This window comes from Arthrobacter sp. SLBN-53 (assembly GCF_006715585.1).
Lineage (GTDB): Bacteria > Actinomycetota > Actinomycetes > Mycobacteriales > Mycobacteriaceae > Mycobacterium > Mycobacterium neoaurum_A.
The window spans coordinates 1,918,742-1,936,465 of record NZ_VFNN01000001.1 but is presented as its reverse complement, the minus strand read 5'-3'; the positions used below and the strand labels follow the sequence as shown (position 1 = coordinate 1,936,465).

The 17,724-nt window shown below is 66.5% G+C and carries 16 protein-coding genes; 10 read left to right on the top strand and 6 right to left on the bottom strand.

Annotated features, from left to right (window positions below):
* Positions 1-60: 60 nt before the first annotated feature.
* Together serC and FBY28_RS09100 are read right to left on the bottom strand one after the other, a co-directional pair.
* Positions 61-1,167, bottom strand: coding sequence for a phosphoserine transaminase (serC, locus tag FBY28_RS09105; protein WP_019510276.1), 1,107 nt, complete (start codon positions 1,165-1,167; stop codon positions 61-63).
* 44 nt (positions 1,168-1,211) lie between these two features.
* Positions 1,212-2,210, bottom strand: coding sequence for an SPFH domain-containing protein (locus tag FBY28_RS09100; protein ID WP_141866076.1), 999 nt, complete (start codon positions 2,208-2,210; stop codon positions 1,212-1,214).
* A 238-nt stretch (positions 2,211-2,448) separates the two neighbouring features.
* Here FBY28_RS09100 and FBY28_RS09095 point away from each other — a divergent pair, with 238 nt between their 5' ends.
* From FBY28_RS09095 to FBY28_RS09085, 3 genes are all read left to right on the top strand, one after another.
* Positions 2,449-3,477 (top strand): AurF N-oxygenase family protein, encoded by a 1,029-nt coding sequence (locus FBY28_RS09095; protein ID WP_174241579.1) that lies wholly within the window; start codon positions 2,449-2,451, stop codon positions 3,475-3,477.
* A gap of 8 nt (positions 3,478-3,485) precedes the next feature.
* Positions 3,486-5,135 carry an FAD-dependent oxidoreductase gene (locus FBY28_RS09090; RefSeq protein ID WP_141866074.1) on the top strand — a complete coding sequence of 550 codons (1,650 nt, stop codon included), beginning with the start codon at positions 3,486-3,488 and terminating at the stop codon, positions 5,133-5,135.
* Positions 5,136-5,217: 82 nt separating this feature from the next.
* Entirely contained in the window at positions 5,218-7,872 is a 2,655-nt protein-coding gene (locus tag FBY28_RS09085; protein WP_141866072.1) for a family 1 glycosylhydrolase, read from the top strand.
* Here the strand turns inward: FBY28_RS09085 and FBY28_RS09080 are convergent.
* The 3 genes from FBY28_RS09080 to FBY28_RS09070 form a co-directional block, all read right to left on the bottom strand.
* Positions 7,853-8,305 (bottom strand): VOC family protein, encoded by a 453-nt coding sequence (locus FBY28_RS09080; RefSeq protein ID WP_141866071.1) that lies wholly within the window; start codon positions 8,303-8,305, stop codon positions 7,853-7,855. The genes FBY28_RS09085 and FBY28_RS09080 overlap by 20 nt on opposite strands.
* A gap of 121 nt (positions 8,306-8,426) precedes the next feature.
* Positions 8,427-9,092, bottom strand: a complete 666-nt coding sequence (locus tag FBY28_RS09075) for a maleylpyruvate isomerase family mycothiol-dependent enzyme (protein ID WP_216847590.1) — start codon at positions 9,090-9,092, stop codon at positions 8,427-8,429.
* On the bottom strand, positions 9,089-10,225 hold the full coding sequence (locus FBY28_RS09070) for a citrate synthase 2 (RefSeq protein ID WP_141866069.1): 1,137 nt from the start codon (positions 10,223-10,225) through the stop codon (positions 9,089-9,091). Before FBY28_RS09070 ends, FBY28_RS09075 begins: the two co-directional genes overlap by 4 nt.
* A 55-nt stretch (positions 10,226-10,280) precedes the next feature.
* On the opposite strand from FBY28_RS09070, the gene pdxH reads away from it, so the two are divergent.
* The 6 genes from pdxH (at position 10,281) to FBY28_RS09040 (ending at position 15,759) form a co-directional block, all read left to right on the top strand.
* Positions 10,281-10,940, top strand: a complete 660-nt coding sequence (gene pdxH / locus FBY28_RS09065; RefSeq protein WP_141866067.1) for a pyridoxamine 5'-phosphate oxidase — start codon at positions 10,281-10,283, stop codon at positions 10,938-10,940.
* A gap of 74 nt (positions 10,941-11,014) precedes the next feature.
* Entirely contained in the window at positions 11,015-11,746 is a 732-nt protein-coding gene (locus tag FBY28_RS09060) for a TetR/AcrR family transcriptional regulator (protein WP_160145469.1), read from the top strand.
* On the top strand, positions 11,739-12,425 hold the full coding sequence (locus tag FBY28_RS09055; protein ID WP_141866063.1) for a TetR/AcrR family transcriptional regulator: 687 nt from the start codon (positions 11,739-11,741) through the stop codon (positions 12,423-12,425). Before FBY28_RS09060 ends, FBY28_RS09055 begins: the two co-directional genes overlap by 8 nt.
* A 56-nt stretch (positions 12,426-12,481) precedes the next feature.
* On the top strand, positions 12,482-13,783 hold the full coding sequence (locus FBY28_RS09050; RefSeq protein ID WP_141866061.1) for a citrate synthase: 1,302 nt from the start codon (positions 12,482-12,484) through the stop codon (positions 13,781-13,783).
* A 79-nt stretch (positions 13,784-13,862) separates the two neighbouring features.
* Positions 13,863-15,353: an MFS transporter gene (locus FBY28_RS09045; protein ID WP_216847589.1), complete on the top strand. Its 1,491-nt coding sequence runs from the start codon at positions 13,863-13,865 to the stop codon at positions 15,351-15,353.
* Positions 15,346-15,759 (top strand): MarR family winged helix-turn-helix transcriptional regulator, encoded by a 414-nt coding sequence (locus tag FBY28_RS09040; RefSeq protein ID WP_141866059.1) that lies wholly within the window; start codon positions 15,346-15,348, stop codon positions 15,757-15,759. Before FBY28_RS09045 ends, FBY28_RS09040 begins: the two co-directional genes overlap by 8 nt.
* Here FBY28_RS09040 and FBY28_RS09035 read toward each other — a convergent pair.
* Positions 15,756-17,324: a phytoene desaturase family protein gene (locus tag FBY28_RS09035; RefSeq protein WP_216847588.1), complete on the bottom strand. Its 1,569-nt coding sequence runs from the start codon at positions 17,322-17,324 to the stop codon at positions 15,756-15,758. The genes FBY28_RS09040 and FBY28_RS09035 overlap by 4 nt on opposite strands.
* Positions 17,325-17,356: 32 nt before the next feature.
* Here FBY28_RS09035 and FBY28_RS09030 point away from each other — a divergent pair, with 32 nt between their 5' ends.
* A complete protein-coding gene (locus FBY28_RS09030) occupies positions 17,357-17,719 on the top strand; it encodes an FKBP-type peptidyl-prolyl cis-trans isomerase (RefSeq protein WP_019510291.1) in 363 nt (120 codons plus the stop codon).
* Positions 17,720-17,724 lie beyond the last annotated feature (5 nt).

Below are 17,724 nucleotides of genomic sequence, written 5' to 3'. Positions count from 1 at the left end.
TTCGCGCACCCTACGTTGTTATCCGTCCGTTACCGCGCAGACACGCTGAGGTCGGCAGCCTCAGAGGTTGGCGACCACCCAGTCGACGCACTGGGTCAGGGCGCTGATGTCCTCGGGGTCGACGGCGGGGAACATCGCGATGCGCAGCTGGTTGCGGCCGAGTTTGCGGTAGGGCTCGGTATCGACGATGCCGTTGGCGCGCAGCACCTTGGCCACCGCCGCGGCGTCCACGTCATCGTTGAAGTCGATGGTGCCCACGACCTGCGAGCGCAGCGCCGGGTCGGCGACGAACGGGGTCGCGAACTCCGAGGACTCGGCCCATGAATACAGCCGCTGCGACGAGTCGGCGGTCCGCTTGACCGCCCAGTCCAGGCCGCCGTTGCCGTTGAGCCAGTCCAGTTGTTCGGCCATCAGGATCAACGTGCCCACGGCCGGGGTGTTGTAGGTCTGGTTCTTCAGGCTGTTCTCGACCGCGATCGGCAGGGACAGGAAGTCCGGCACCCAGCGTCCGCTCGCGGCGATCGCGTCGATGCGGGCCAGCGCCGCGGGCGAGAGCACCGCAAGCCACAGACCGCCGTCACCGGCGAAGTTCTTCTGCGGCGCGAAGTAGTAGGCGTCGGTATCGGTGATGTCGACGGGCAGGCCACCGGCGGCCGAGGTGGCATCGATGAGCACCAGCGCGTCACCCGCGGGGCGCTGCACCGGCACCGCGACACCGGTCGAGGTCTCGTTGTGCGCCCAGGCCACCACGTCCACCGACGGATCCGAGGTCGGCTCCGGCGCGGTGCCCGGGTCGGTCTTGACGATGATCGGGTCGCCGACGAACGGGTTCTTGGCCACGCACGATGCGAACTTCGCGCTGAACTCGCCGTAGGTCAGGTGCAGCGAGCGCTTGTCGACCAGGCCGAACGCCGCAGCGTCCCAGAACGCCGTCGAACCGCCGTTGCCGAGGATGACCTCGTATCCGTCGGGCACGGAGAACAGCTCGCGCAGTCCGTCACGGACGCGACCGACCAGATTCTTGATCGGCGCCTGCCGGTGCGAGGTGCCGAACAGGTCGCCCGCCGCGGCCAGGGCGGCCAGCTGCTCGGGCCGCACCTTCGACGGTCCACAGCCGAACCGCCCATCGTTCGGCTTGATATCGGCGGGGATCGTCAGTTCGGCCATACCGCCAAGATTATCGGTCCGGGCACATGGTTTTTACCGCTGGGTCAGCCTTGGGCCTGGGGCACCACGTAGGTCGGCTGGTACGGGTTCTGCCCGTGCTCGATCGCCAGCGCCCGCAGATACGCCTCGACATTCGGATAGCCGGCGATCTCGGCCTGTTTCTGCAGGGCGACCTGGCGGGCGAGTTCGGTCTGGGCCTGGGCGGCGGCCCGGTCGGCTTCAGCCTTGGCGCGCGCGGCGTTCGCATCGGCGACGCCTTTGGCCTCGGCGGCGCGGGCGTCGGCGATGGCCTTCTGTTCGGCGATGATCGCGTCCTTGAGGCCCTGGTCCACGGGGTCCGGTTTCATGACGGTCACCTGGAAGTTGGTGAAGAACTCCCGGCCGTCGGTGCGGGCTTTGGAGGCCCCGGGCAGCGCGTCGCGTAGTGCGTTCTGGAATTCGATGCGCACCTTCTCGTCATTCCAGATTTCGCGCCAGGTGTATTTCTGGGCAACGCTGATCAGCACCTGTTCGGCGGGTTGCCCGATCACGTAGCGCAGCAGGTTCACCCAGCCGGTGGTGACCAGGCCGTCATCGTCCAGCCAGCCCTGGTACTTGGTGCCGAAATCGCGGTGGAAGTCCATCAGCATGTCGCAGTCGCTGGTCAGGTCGAAGGTGATGACGACGGGAACCCGAAGCTCGGCCGGCGCGGTGGCGTTGGAGACCACGATCGTGGGATCGGCTTCGGAATCGGGGCTGCCGGTGGCGTCCCAGCTGATCTGTCGGGATGGATATCGGTAGGCCTTGAAACCACCCGGCGGGTTGAACGCCGAGGTTTCCGGTTCGATACACCCGTCCACCTTCGGATCTGCGGGGATCAGCCAGTAGTCGTCGACCTTCACCGCGGTTTGTCCGGGCCCGATCTGGGTGGCGCACGAGGACAGGACGATCGCGCCGATGACGACGAAGACCGCGGCGACGCCGACGAGGAGGAACTTCTTCTTCTTCTCGCTGGAGCCAGACGTCGTCCCGGCGGTGATGTCGACGCGCTTGCGTGTACTCATGAGCTTCCCCGTCCGCCGAGAGTGACGGGCGAATCTTAGCTACGGAGATGTCACTTTTGCCGCCCAACTACCCCAAGAAAGTGACGGCGGTCACATGTGACCCAGGTAACCCGGCTGCCCCACAGCTGATCAAAGCCCCTGTTTATTTAGTGGGACCGCGGGTACTGTCCCTAGACATCGAGCGATCGAATGTAAACCCCCGGGCGATTCGAGCCGGGCAAGGCAAGGAGGCCTCGACATGGCGGTCAAAGAAGCCAGGACACGCGTGATCCAGCGGTGGCGCAAGAACATGGATGTCCGGGATGACACCGAGTACGTCGAGATGTTGCAGACCCTCTCCGAGGGCTCCGTCCGCCGCAGCTTCAACCCGTTCAACGACATCGAGTGGGATTCGCCGGAATTCGCCGTGATCCCGAACGACGAGCGCTGGATCCTGCCCGCCACCGACCCGATCGGCGGCCACCCGTGGTACCAGGCTCAGCCCGTCGATCGGCAGATAGAGATCGGCATGTGGCGCCAGGCCAATGTGGCCAAGGTCGGTCTGCACTTCGAGAACATCCTCATCCGCGGCCTCATGGAGTACTCGTTCTGGGTGCCCAACGGCTCACCGGAATACCGCTACTGCCTGCACGAGTCGGTCGAAGAGTGCAACCACACCCTGATGTTCCAGGAGATGGTGAACCGGATGGGCGTGGACGTCCCCGGTATGCCCAAGCTGCTGAAGTGGCTGCAGCCGATCATCCCGCTGGCCGCCGGCCCGTTCCCCATCCCGTTCTTCTTCGGCGTTCTCGCCGGCGAGGAACCCATCGACCACACCCAGAAGAACGTGCTGCGCGAGGGTAAGTCCCTGCATCCGATCATGGAGCGTGTCATGGCGATTCACGTCGCCGAGGAGGCGCGGCACATCTCCTTCGCGCACCAGTACCTGCACAAGCGGGTGCCGACGCTGCGCCGCAAGCAGCGCTGGATGCTGTCGATCTTCGTCCCGCTCACCATGCGCATCCTGTGTTCGGCGATCGTGGTGCCGCCGCGTGAATTCTGGAAGGAATTCGACATTCCGCGCTCGGTGCGCAAGGAGATCTTCTTCTCGGCGCCCGAATCCCGGATGTTCCTGCGCAACATGTTCTCCGACGTGCGCATGCTGTGCCATGACACAGGTCTGATGAACCCGATCGCGAAGCTGATCTGGAAGCTCTGCAAGATCGACGGACCGCCGGCCCGTTACCGCAGTGAACCTGCGCGCGAGCACCTGGTCAGCGTGGCCTAGCGTCGGTCATGCCGCACGTCGTCACCCAGTCGTGTTGCAGCGACGGGTCCTGTGTCTATGCGTGCCCGGTCAACTGCATCCATCCCTCACCGGATGAGCCGGGCTTCGCGACCGCGGAAATGCTCTACATCGACCCGCTGGCCTGTGTCGACTGTGGCGCCTGTGTCAGCGCGTGTCCGGTAGGGGCGATCTCGCCGGATACCAAGCTGACCGACAACCAGCTGCCGTTCATCGAGCTGAACGCGGCGTTCTATCCAAAACGGGAAGGTCGGATTCCGCCGACCTCGAAACTGGCCCCGGTGATCGAGGCGCCACGGATCGAACCGCGCAAGGGTCCGCTGACGGTGGCAATCGTCGGGTCCGGGCCGGCTGCCATGTACGCGGCCGACGAGCTGCTCACCCAGCGAGGGGTCCGGGTGAACATGTTCGAAAAGCTGCCGACGCCCTACGGCCTGGTTCGGGCCGGAGTCGCGCCGGACCATCAGAGCACCAAGCGGGTCACCAAGCTCTTCGACCGGATGGCCGAGCAGAACGGCCTGACTCTCTATCTCAATGTCGAGGTGGGCAAGCATATTTCGCATGCCGATCTGCTCGAGCACCATCACGCCGTGCTCTATGCCGTGGGCGCGCCCAATGATCGTCGACTCGATATCGAGGGGATGAACCTGCCGGGAACCGGTACCGCCACCGAGGTGGTGGCGTGGTTCAACGGCCATCCCGACTTCACCGATCTGGCGGTGGACCTCAGCGGTGAGCGAGTTGTCATCATCGGCAACGGCAACGTCGCACTCGACGTCGCCCGCATCCTGACCTCCGACCCGGATCAGTTGGCACGCACCGATATCGCCGATCACGCGCTGCGCGCCCTGCGGTCTTCCCGCGTCCAGGAAGTGGTGATCGCGGCCAGGCGGGGTCCGCAGTTCTCGGCTTTCACCCTGCCCGAACTCATCGGCCTGACCACCACCTGCGATGTGGTGCTGGATGCGGCCGACCACCAACAGGTGATCGCGGACCTGGCCGGCGTGACCGATCCCCTGACCAGGAACAAGCTGGAGATTCTCACCAAACTCGGGGACGCGTCGGCGCCGATCACGCGGCCGCGAATCAGGTTGGCCTACAACGTGACACCGCATCGCGTACTCGGCGATCAGCGAGTCACCGGTATCGAGTTCACCGGATCCGGTGCCGGTGTGCTCGAGGCCGCCATGGTGCTCACCTCGATCGGATACCGCGGCAAAGCGATCGCGGATCTGCCATTCGACGAGCGGGCGGGCGTCGTGCCCAACGACGGTGGCCGGGTGGTCGATTCGCCGGGGACCTATGTGGCCGGCTGGATCAAGCGCGGCCCTACGGGCTTCATCGGCACCAACAAGTCGTGTGCGGCCGAGACCGTGCGCCGGCTGGTCGAAGACTACAACCGAGGACGGCTCGGCGACCCGGATCACAGGCCGGCGGCGCTGGACAAGCTCGTCCGAGGCCGCCAGCCCGCGGTCGTTGACGCCGCGGGCTGGCGTGCCATCGACGCGGCCGAGATCGCGCGGGGTGGCGGGGTTCGGCCGCGGGGCAAGTTCACCCAGGTCCCCGACATGCTCGCCGCGGCGGCCACCGCGCCGCGTCCGCCCTTGGGGAAGCGACTTCTCGCGGGGCTGCGGCACTGAGGACCGGCCAAAACGCGGTCACCGACGGTGTCGAGCGTGTATACGGAAATGCATGCGTTGTGGTCGGGTGGCTGGATTGGCAATGGCGGTCGGTATTTGGACCGCCTTCGGAACGGGTTCACCGGGTTTGGCGTTGGCCGATTCGCCCGCCGCGGACTCCCGCGAGTCCCCGAGTTCCCAGGACGCGCCGGACGACCGGGAGTCGGTGAAGCCGGACGCCGGTGACGACACGGCCGACGGTGCGCGGCCCCAGATCGGTGCAGCGGAAGAGGACGCGCCCGAGGACGAGACAGTCGAGAAGGACGCACCCGAGCAAGAGGCAGTCGAGGAAGACGCGCCCGAGGAACTCGACACCGAAGAGCCGGTGACCGAGGTCAACGAGGCCGACCCCGTAGGGGAAGCCGAAGGACCCGACGCGCCGCCGAACGACGCACCGCTGCAGCGTCCATCGGACGGACATGCCACCCGCAACGCCTTCGAGACGCGCGATACCCAGACCACCCAGAAGGCACCCGACCCCGCCGACACGCGCCAGGACTCACGCTCTCTGTCGGTCTCCGCCGAACGGTCGAGCGCGACCGCGCCGCTTCCCGAGGTTGCCGCGTCATCGGCCGCCGCGCTGTCCACCAACGCGCTGTCCGCCAACGCGCTGTCCGCCAACGCTCTGTCCACCAACGCAGCGACCACGGCATGGACGCCCACGCTGCCCAACCCGGTGACAGCTATCGGCTACGTGGTCAATGTGATCCGCAGCTTCGTGGGTGCGGTGTTGGCGCCTTTCGCCGCGGGCCTGCCTGCCGGTCCGACCAGTCCGCCGTCGCTGTGGGCGGTGCTGGCCTTCGTCCGGCGCGAGTTCTTCAACTCCGGTCCCCGCATCGACTACTCCGGCGAGACCACCCAGACCAGCACGGGCCTGGTCACCGGCAACGTCGGCGCATCCGATCCCGACGGTGACGCCCTCACCTACACGGTGGTGGGACGGCCGGCCAACGGTGGTTCGGTCGTGATCGACAAGAACACCGGTGCCTTCATCTACCGGCCGATGAATGCGATGGCCGCCGTCGGCGGCACCGACAGTTTCACCGTGGTGGTGTCCGACGAGCACTCGGGCGTGCACTGGCACGGCCCACTCGGATTCCTCCAGCACATACCGATCATCGGGCAGTTGCTGAACCCCGGCGGCGGTCATGCGGTGGCCAAGACGATCACGGTCACCGTCACACCGGTCTCCGGGATCGACCTGTCCTTCCCCGACGACTTCCATTGGGGCGTGGCGCACGCCGGATTCCAGGCCGAGGGCGGTCCCGGTTCTCCGATCGATCCGAACTCGGATTGGTACGCGTGGGTGCACGACCCCCTCAACCAAGCCCTCGGGCTGACCAAGGGACTGCCGGAGAACGGGCCGGGCACCTATGTGTCCTATGAGTCCGATGCCGAGCTGGCTCGAAACGAGTTGGGGATGAACACCTTCCGGATGTCCATCGAATGGAGCCGGATCTTCCCGAACTCGACAGCCGCCATCGATATCGGCGACGAAGGCGGTGGGGTCAGCCTTGCCGATCTGCAGGCACTCGATGCGTTGGCCAATCAGGAAGAGGTCGCCCACTACCGGGCTGTGTTCGCGGCGCTGCGTGCGCACGGACTGGAACCGTTGGTGACCGTCAACCACTTCACGTTGCCGATCTGGATACACGATCCGGTCGCGGCCCGTCCGCTGGCCCAGTTGGGTCTGCCCGTCGAGCGCGCCGGGTGGCTGTCCGCGCAGACCCCGGTCGAGTTCGAGAAGTACGCCGCCTATCTGGCATGGACTTTCGGAGATCAGGTAGACAACTGGGTCACCATCAACGAGCCGGTCCCACCGGTGATGACGCAGTTCCTGTCCATCCCGGGCATCGTCCCGGCGTGGCCGCCCGGGGTGATTCGTCCCGACCTCGCCGTGTATTTCCTGGTCAACGAGGCCCGCGGCCATGTGGCGGCTTATGACGCCATCCACAAGTACGACGCGACGGCGTTCGTCGGTTTCGCCAACAACATGGTTCCGGCCCGCCCGTCGGATCCGGTGAACCCACAGGATGTGGCCGCCGCCGACGCCTGGAACCGGGTCTTCAACGAATGGTTCCCCAATGCGGTCATCGACGGCTGGGTCGACCTGAACTTCGACGGGCACAAGGACGCCGACGAGGTGCGGCCCGGCTTCGCCGACAAGGTCGACTTCATGGGCGTGCAGTACTACGGCTCGCAGCCGATGGTCGGCTTCGGGTTCGCGCCCGTGCCCGGATTCAACTTCCTGCAGGGCATCCCGCTGCGCTGCCAGGCCGCCGAGCAGACCTGTAGTGATTTCAACCAGCCCATCGACCCCGGCGGCTTCCGCGAGGTGCTCGAGGTGGCCGCGTCCTACGGAAAACCGTTGTGGATCACCGAGAACGGCGTCGCCGACGATGACGACACCAAGCGGCCCGGCTATATCGTCAACCACATCGCGGTGGTGCAGGATCTGGTGTCCCAAGGCACCGATATCCGCGGATACACATACTGGTCGTTCGTCGACAACCTGGAGTGGTCCGACGGCTATCACCTGCAGTTCGGGCTGTACGGTTCCGATCCGAGCACCCCTGAGCTCGAGCGCACCCCCAAGCCCGCCAGCATCTCGGCGATCAGTGCGATCACCGGCGCGAACGCCCTGCCGACGGGCCTGCTGGGGCTTTACCTGCCCGGGTTCACGGGAATTCCCGCATAGCCTTGCCCAGCTCCTCGTCGCTGACCTCACGCACCGGCTGGCCCATCGACCACTTGTGCCCGAACGGATCCCGCACGACGCCGTACCGGTCGCCCCAGAACATGTCCTCGATCGGCATCACCACCTCGGCACCGGCCTCGGTCGCGCGTGCGAAGGCGGCATCGACGTCGGTGACCACCAGGTGGATGGTGACCGGAGTGCCGCCGAGGCTCTTGGGCGTCTCCGACTGACCGTCGCAGTATTCGGGATAGTCGTCGGCCAGCATCACCGTCGATCCGTTGATCTGCACCGCGCCGTGCACCAGCCGACCGTCCGGGCCCGGCAGTCTGCCCAGCTCGGTGGCACCGAACGCCTTGACGTAGAAATCGATGGCGGCGGCGCCGTCGTGGACGACCAGGTGCGGGATGACGGCGGGGGTGATGTCGATGGTCATGGTGCTCCTCAAGCTGGGACGTCGGGATGACGTCGGGATGCCGTTGTATGGATGACGTTGTATGGACCGGACGACATCGCAATTCTCATCGCGACAGCGCACACCTGTCTGCAGGACAGCATCAGACGACCGAGAATCCGTCGCCCAGCTCGGCGCGCCCGGTGAGACCGAGCAGCAGCGGTCCGCCCCGGCCCGACCGCGTTGCGATCCTGGCCGCCAGGACGGTCGCGGCCTCCAGCACCTGCTCGGAGGGCTGGTAGTCGCGCCCCGTCGCACGGGCGATGTCCAGGCCGTGCACCACCAGCTCGAACACCCGTGTCTGCAGATACTCCGACAACGTGATGCCGATTCCGCCGATCACCGTGATCACCGGGTCGCCGGCCTGCGCCACCGGGTCGCCGGCCTGCGCCACATCCGAGCACGCGGTGGCGACCAGTGCCGAGACGGCGGCGGCCGGGTCATCACCGAGATCGCGGCCGGCCTGCCTGCCGCGTTCGATGATCGCCTCGGCCCCGGCTGCGCCGCTGACATCGCGGACCGCGAGGTAGTAGCCCGGCGCATCGACCAGCGGGCCGGTCAGTGCGGGCCCTTTCAGGTACTCGATCACCGTCACCAGTGACCGCGAGGTGTGCCCGACCAGTGCCCGCAGATCCCAGTCGCCCAGACCCGGCCCGTTCCAGTCCGCGGTGTCGAGTCCGCGTACCAGTTGCTCGAAAGAGCGTGCGGCCGAGTAGAACACCGTCATGGACGGATCGAACATTGTCATGGACGGATCGAGCACCGTCATGGACGGATCCGGGACCAGCCGAGCACGGATTCGGGTGAGCGCGGGGCGGGGCCGACGTAGACCGCGGCCGGGCGCACCAGTTTGCCCAGTCGCTTCTGCTCCAGGATGTGTGCGCACCAGCCGGCGGTGCGTCCGCAGGTGAACATGGCGGGCATCATTGAGGGCGGTACCTGGGCGAAATCGAGAATGACCGCAGCCCAGAACTCGACGTTGGTCTCGATGGCGCGGTCGGGGCGGCGTTCACGCAGTTCTGCCAGCGCCGCCTGCTCGAAGGCGGCCGCTGCCTCGAAGCGGGGCGCGCGCAGTCGTTCTGCGGTGGCACGCAGCACCCGGGCGCGTGGATCTTCGGCCCGGTACACCCGGTGCCCGAAGCCCATGAGCTTTTCCTTGCGGTCCAGGATGCCGCGTACCACGGCTGCGGGATCGCCTGTGCGTTCGGCTTCGGAGATCATCGGCAGCACGCGGGCGGGCGCGCCACCGTGCAGTGGGCCGCTCATCGCGCCGACTGCGCCCGATAATGCTGCGGCCACATCGGCGCCGGTGGAGGCGATGACCCGGGCGGTGAAAGTGGAGGCATTCATGCCGTGTTCGGCCGCTGTCACCCAGTACGCGTCGATGGCCTCGATATGGCGTGGGTCCGGTTCGCCCTGCCAGCGAGTCATGAAACGTGCAGTGACAGTCGGGCATTGATCGATGTTCTGCTGTGGCACCGCGGGCCGGTGGATCCCTCTGGCCGACTGGGCGACATAGGACAGCGCCATGGCCGATGCGCGTGCGAGCTGCTCACGGGCCGTGTCGTCGTCGATGTCGAGGATCGGTGAAAAGCCCCAGATGGGTGCCAGCATGGCCAATCCGGCCTGGACGTCGACGCGCACGTCACCAGAGTGGATCGGCAACGGAAACGGCTCGGCGGGCGGCAGGCCACGCTCGAAGTCGCCGTCGACGAGCAGCCCCCAGACATCACCGAAAGTCACCCGGTCCGACACCAGGTCGTCGATGTCGACACCGCGGTAACGCAGCGCGCCACCGTCCTTGTCGGGTTCGGCGATCTCGGTGGTGAACGCGACAACGCCTTCCAATCCGGCGGTGAACGCGTCGGGACCATCAGAGCGAACTGCTGACTCCTGCGCCATATCGAAGATTCTCGCACTCGCCGATGATGTCCGGCGTGGGCGTACCGTCTTGCAAATGGAACCCGAGGAACTGGCCCGGATGCGCGCCGAGTACGGATCGGTGGAGAAGGACGGCAGTGCGGACCTCGATGCCGACTGGCTGGCCGACGGCTGGCTGGCGCTGTTCGACAGTTGGCTTTCCGATGCGCGCGCCGCGGGGTTGACCGAACCCAACGCCATGGTCGTGGGCACCGTCGACGCACAGGGTCGGCCGGCCACCCGGACCGTGTTGTGCAAGGGGGCGACCGAGGCAGGGATCACGTTCTTCACCAACTACGACTCGGACAAGGGGGAGCAGTTGGCAATACAGCCGTATGCCTCGGCGACCTTCCCGTGGTACGGGCTTGGCCGCCAGGTGCACATTCGCGGCCCGGTCAACAAAGTGTCCGAGGCCGACACGGCCGACTACTGGGCCAAGCGTCCGCGCGGATCGCAGCTGGGGGCATGGGCATCGCGCCAGTCGCATCCGATCGCGTCGCGGGCCGTCCTGCTCGATCAACTCGTCGATGTCACGGCGCGTTTCGGCGAATCGGAAGCGGTTCCCGTGCCGCCGAACTGGGGCGGCTATCTGATCGCACCGGAGGTGGTCGAGTTCTGGCAGGGCCGGGAAAACCGGGTGCATAACAGGATTCGGGTCACCGATGCCGGCGCGCGAATCGAGCGGCTACAACCGTAGCGGCCGTGCCCCGGGTGGCCAAGCCCACCGGAAACCTACCGTGCAGTCTCAGTCGCACGGGTTACCATCCTCGGGTGGCTGCGGCGAACAGGGAAACCGATCTCGGTTTGCGCGAACGGAAGAAGCAGCGGACTCGGACGACATTGATCGACGCTGCGCTGGATCTGTGCCTGCGCCAGGGATACGAGACGACCACCGTCGATCAGATCGCCGCACTGGCCGAGGTGTCCCCACGGACCTACAGCCGATATTTCGCCTCCAAGGAGGCGGTCTTCTTGACCCTGCTCGAGGAGCTGTCCGAGGAGATCGCGCTGGAACTGCGCCGGCTTCCGCGCGGCCTCGGCCCTTTGGAAGCATTGCGGGCCGCGCATGTTTCGGTGCTGACGCGCACCGCCGCCGGTGGCGTCGGACGGTTGACCAGTGAGCGCGTCGTGCTGATCCTTCGGATCATCAACAGCGCAGATGCGCTGCGTCAGAGTGCATTCGATTTCCGCAACGACAGCGTCATCGCCGCGCTGTCCGACCAGCTGGGCGTGCCTGCCGACGACCGGGGCATGCTGCTCGGCCTTTCGCTGTTCTCGGCCATCATCATCGCGGCCTGCGGTGACCTCGTCTCCGATGACGACGGCGCGCCGCTGGGCCCGCTGGTCATGGCGGATCGCCTCAACCGCGCGTGCCGGCATGTCGCCGGGTTCGCCGGGGAACTGTTCAGCACCGATATCGCTCCGGCGGACCTGCCCGGTCCGGTTGAGCCGATCGTGACCGCTCCTGTCCTGACCGGAACCGATCTCGCGACGAATGTCTGATCAGCCGGAGGGGCTGCGGGCACGCAAGAAGCTGCGTACCCGGGCCACTTTGATCTCGACCGCGGCCGAGCTGTGTCAGCGGCACGGTTATGACAACACCACCGTCGAGCAGATCGCCTCGGCCGCGGAGGTGTCCCCGCGCACCTTCAGCCGCTACTTTCCGACCAAGGACGCGGTGGTGATCGCGATCGTGGAGGACACCGCCGCCTATGTCGCGGCGGCACTGTCGGCGCTGCCCCACGACATCACCGAGTACGAAGCCATGCTGCGGGCGCATCTGGACGCCCTGCAGCCGGGGCCCGGCGGTGAGCAGACGCCGATCTTCAAGCGGATGGCTGCCCTGATCCAGATCGTGAACTCCTCGGCGAGCCTCAATGTGACCGCGATCCCGTACCGCGACCAGAAGGATCGATTTCCCACGGTGCGAGCGGTCGCGGAGCGGATGGGCCTGTCGACCGAGCACGACGCCGTCTACCTGGTGCTGGAGACCTGGACTGTGGTGATGAACACAGCGTGTCACGGTCTCGGCACGCCCGGGTACCCACCGATCGAGCCTGAGATCGTCGCCACCCGTATCCAAGCCGCCTATGACCTGCTGGTCCGCACCTGGCGGCCATGGGGTTCGAAGGCGCGGTCGCGCGAGGTACCCGAGGGGCAACCCCGCGCAGGCGCGACGTAACGTAAGCGACTACCGTCCAGTAGTGACGCGCAGCCCAGACCACAGAAGGGGTTCAAGTGGCCGAAAACTCCAGCCCTGACGAGACAGCAACCCTGTCGTATCCGGGCGGTCAGATCGACCTCGACATCGTCAAGGCCACAGAAGGCTCCGACGGAATCGCCCTCGGGCCGCTGCTCTCCAAGACCGGCTACACCACGTACGACGGTGGGTTCGTCAATACCTCGGCCACCAAGAGCGCGATCACCTATATCGACGGGGACGCCGGCATCCTGCGTTACCGCGGCTACCCGATCGAGCAGCTGGCCGAGCAGTCGACCTTCATCGAGGTCAGCTACCTGCTGATCTACGGTGAGCTGCCGACAGCCGAGCAGCTTGAGTCGTTCACCAACCAGATCCAGCGGCACACCCTGCTGCACGAGGACCTGAAGCGGTTCTTCGACGGATTCCCGCGCAACGCCCACCCGATGCCGGTGCTGAGCTCGGCGGTCAACGCCTTGAGCGCCTATTACCAGGATTCGCTGGATCCGCTGGACCGCAAGCAGGTCGAGCTGTCGACGATCCGCCTGCTGGCCAAGCTGCCGACCATCGCCGCCTACGCCTACAAGAAGTCCGAGGGTCAGCCCTTCCTGTACCCGGACAACTCGCTGACCCTCGTCGAGAACTTCCTGCGGATGACCTTCGGTTTCCCGGCCGAACCCTATGAGGTCGATCCCGAGATCGTCCGTGCGCTCGACATGCTGCTGATCCTGCACGCCGACCACGAGCAGAACTGCTCGACGTCCACGGTGCGGCTGGTGGGTTCTTCACAGGCCAACCTGTTCACCTCGATCTCCGGTGGCATCAACGCGCTGTGGGGTCCGCTGCACGGCGGCGCCAACCAGGCTGTCCTGGAGATGCTGACCAAGATTCGCGACGGCGGCGACGATGTGGCGACCTTCGTCAAGAAGGTCAAGAACCGCGAGGACGGCGTGAAGCTGATGGGCTTCGGTCACCGCGTGTACAAGAACTACGACCCGCGCGCCCGCATCGTCAAGGAGCAGGCCGACAAGATCCTCGGCAAGCTCGGTGTGGAGGATCCGCTGCTCGACATCGCCAAGCAGCTCGAGGAGATCGCGCTGACCGATGACTTCTTCGTCGAGCGCAAGCTCTACCCGAACGTCGACTACTACACCGGCGTGATCTACCGGGCGATGGGCTTCCCGACCCGCATGTTCACCGTGCTGTTCGCGCTCGGCCGGCTGCCGGGCTGGATCGCGCACTGGCAGGAGATGCACTCCGAGCCCTCGAAGATCGGCCGTCCGCGCCAGATCTACACCGGCTACACCGAGCGCGATTACGTCGACCTGGGCGCCCGCTGACGCTCTTCCCGGCCTCGCCGAACGTATCTCGGCATCGGTCGGCTTGACCGATGGACAGTTGTAGTTTCACAATAGTTGTGTGAATGCAACTGTGCCCGATCTGGGTCGTGACGCGATGACGGGGATGACGGCCGCGCGCAAGCGCATCGTGCTGGCGTCCTGCTGCCTGAGTCTGCTGATCGTGTCGATGGACGCGACCATCGTCAACGTCGCGATCCCGTCGATCCGCACCGATCTCGGGGCGACGGCCTCGCAGCTGCAATGGGTGATCGACATCTACACCCTGGTGCTCGCGTCGTTGTTGATGCTCTCGGGGGCGATGGGGGACCGGTTCGGGCGCCGCCGGGTATTCCAGATCGGGCTGACCGTCTTTGCCGTGGGCTCTCTGCTGTGCAGTCTGGCCCCCGGCATCGACGCCCTGATCGCCGCGCGCTTCCTACAGGCCGTCGGCGGTTCGATGCTGAATCCGGTGGCGCTGTCCATCATCTCGCAGGTGTTCACCGGACCGGTCGAACGGGCCAGGGCCATCGGTGTCTGGGGTGCCGTCGTCGGCATCGCGATGGCGCTCGGCCCCACCGTCGGTGGTCTGCTCATCCACCTGATCGGCTGGCGCGCGGTGTTCTGGATCAATCTGCCGATTTGTCTGGCCGCCATCGTGCTGACGGCCCTGTTCGTGCCGGAGACCAAGTCCGCGACCATGCGCAATGTCGATCCGGTCGGCCAGATTCTGGCGGTGCTGTTCCTGTTCGGCGCGGTGTTCGCGCTCATCGAGGGTCCGGCGCTGGGCTGGGACAACTATCGCGTCATCGGGGCCGCGGCGCTCGCGCTGCTGGCCTTCGCGGCATTCCTGCGCTTCGAATCCCGGCGCGCGGACCCGTTCATCGATCTGCGCTTCTTCCGCAGCGTGCCGTTCGCCTCGGCGACCGTGATCGCCATCTGCGCCTTCGCATCCTGGGGCGCGTTGCTGTTCATGATGTCGCTGTATCTGCAGGGGGCACGCGGGTTTTCGGCCGTCCAGACCGGTCTGATCTATCTGCCCATCGCGGTCGGAGCGTTGGTGTTCTCGCCGCTGTCGGGCCGGATGGTCGGGCGATACGGGGCCCGGCCCTCACTGGTGATCTCGGGGTCGATGATCGCGCTGGCCTCGACCGCGCTGGTGCTGTTGCCGGAGAATGCTGCGGTGTGGACACTGATGCTGGTCTTCGCGGTGTTCGGCATCGGCTTCTCGATGGTCAACGCGCCGATCACCAACGCCGCCGTCAGCGGGATGCCGCTGGACCGGGCCGGCGCCGCATCCGCGGTCACCAGTACCAGCCGTCAGATCGGAGTGAGTATCGGTGTGGCGCTGTGCGGTTCGATCGCCGGTGCGGCATTGGCGGCGGCCGGCTCGAGTCATGCCGCGGCAGCCGTGAACTTCGCCGACGCGGCCCGCCCACTGTGGTCGACATGTGTGGTGCTGGGTGTGGTGATCGCCGTGCTCGGCGTGATCTCGACCGCGCCCCGGGCGATGGAGTCGGCGCGACGGCTCGCCCCGCTCATCGAGGGACCGAAGGTGCGCGCCGATGTCTGATCGCGCCGACGACGTGTGGCGGCTGATGTCCTCGGTCGTCATCAGCAACCAGGACACCTGGAAGCGCGCCGTTGTGGAACGAACGGGTTTGCCCTTCAGTCGAATCCGGATAATCAGCCGGTTGGCCAACCGGGCTCTGTCGGTCAAGGAGATCGCCGACGCAGCCACCATCGACGCGCCGGCGGCCACCGTTGCCGTCAACGACCTCGCCAAGCGCGGCTTGGTGATCCGCGAGACCGATCCCGACAACAGACGCTGTAAGAAGGTGTCGCTCACCGATGCCGGGCGCGCGCTGCTGGCCGTCATCGACAGCGTCGACAATCCCGCTCCGGATCTGATGCGATCACTCAGTGACGCAGATTTGATTGCGTTACAAGAGATTCTGCGCAAAGCAGCGCGCGGCTAGCTCTCCAGCACCGCCATCGCGGCGTTGTGGCCGCCGATTCCGGATACCGCGCCGCCGCGGCGAGTTCCCGAGCCGCACAACATGATCGACTCATGTGCGGTGGATACACCCCAGCGTTTCGCCGGGGTGTCCAGTTCCTCGGTGTCCTCGGCGAACGGCCAGCTCAGGGCCCCGTGGAAGATGTTTCCTGCCGTCATGCCCAGCGCCTGCTCCAGATCGCTCGTGGTTTTCGCCTCGACGCACGGGCGACCATGGCGGTCCAGCATCACGACATCTTGGATCGGTTCGGCCAGAACGGTGTTCAGTGAATGCAGCGCGGCCGCGGTCAACTGCAGCCGCGCCGTGTCGGGATCGAGTCCGTTGAGCAGTCCGTGCGGGGTGTGCAGGCCGAACACGGTCAGGGTGTGCGCGCCCGACCGGCGCAGGGAGTCGGACAGAATGCTCGGGTCGGTGAGCGAATGGCAGTAGATCTCACACGGCAGCGGCTCGGGTAGCGTACCGGCGGCCGCTGCGGCGTAAGCCGAATCGAGTTGGTGCAGCGTCTCGTTGATGTGGAAGGTGCCCCCGAAAGCCTGTTCCGGGGTGACGGCGGGGTCGCGCAGTCTCGGTAGCCGGGTCAGCATCAGGTTCACCTTGATCTGCGCACCGGGGGCTACCGTGGGTTCGGGCTCACCGAGCAGCCGGGCCAATGTCGCGGGGGCCACTCCGGCCAGCACATGCCGCCCCCGCACGACATGGTCGACGTCGCCTCTGCGGTAGCGCACCTCGCCGTCGGGGTTGATCGCGTAGACGTCGGCGCCCGTCACGATCTCGGCCCCGAAGCCGCACGCGGCGGCCGTCAGCGCACCGCTGACCGCCCCCATGCCGCCGACGGGCACCTCCCAGTCGCCGGTCCCCCCACCCAGCAGGTGGTACAGAAAGCAGATGTTCTGGATCAGCGAGGGGTCGTCGGTGGCGGCGAACGTCCCGATCAACGCGTCGGTGGCCAGCACACCACGGACCAGGTCGCTTTCCACCGCCTCGGTGATGGCGTGGCCTATCGGCTCTTCGATGAGCGCCTGCCAGGCCGCGGCGGCCGCCGGATCCCCGCCCGACAGCACGCGATCGCGGGCCGCCGAGCGGGTTGTCAGCGGCGACAACAGGGTCGGCCACAGTGCGGTCGTCACCAGCCGTACACGGCGGTAGAAGTCGGCGAACCGGTCGGCGTCGGCGCCGGCGCCGACCGCCCCGAACGTGCTGTCCCGCCCGATGAGCAGTCCGGTCGCCCCGCCGGTCGCGGGGTCGGGCGTGTAGGACGATTGGCGGCGGCGCGCCAGTCTCAGCCTGGCTCCCAGATCGTCGATGATGCGCCGCGGCAGCAGGCTCACCAGATACGAATACCGCGACAGCCGGGCATCGACACCCTCGAAGGCGTGCGCGGAGACCGCCGCACCGCCGACGTGGTCCAACCGTTCGAGCACTCTGACGCGCCGGCCCGCGCGGGCCAGATAACCGGCGGCGACCAACGCGTTGTGCCCGCCGCCGACGATGACGATGTCCAGATCGGTGTCCGCGTCCTTGGCCACAAAGTCAGTCTGCCCGACTACGGTTGTAAATCGTGGCAACGAAACCTGAGATTGAATTTCCCGATGGCCCGGCGCCCACCGAGCTGACCATCGAAGACATCATCGTCGGTGACGGCGCCGAAGCGGTGCCCGGGGGCAACGTCGAGGTGCACTACGTCGGCGTCGAATACGACAGCGGTGAGGAGTTCGACAGTTCGTGGAACCGGGGTGAATCCATCGAGTTCCCCTTGCGCGGACTGATTCAGGGCTGGCAGGACGGCATTCCGGGGATGAAGGTCGGCGGCCGCCGCAAGCTCACCATCCCGCCGGAACAGGCCTACGGTCCCGCGGGCGGGGGTCACCGGCTCTCCGGCAAGACGCTCATCTTCGTCATCGACCTGCTCGGCGCTCGCTAGCGACA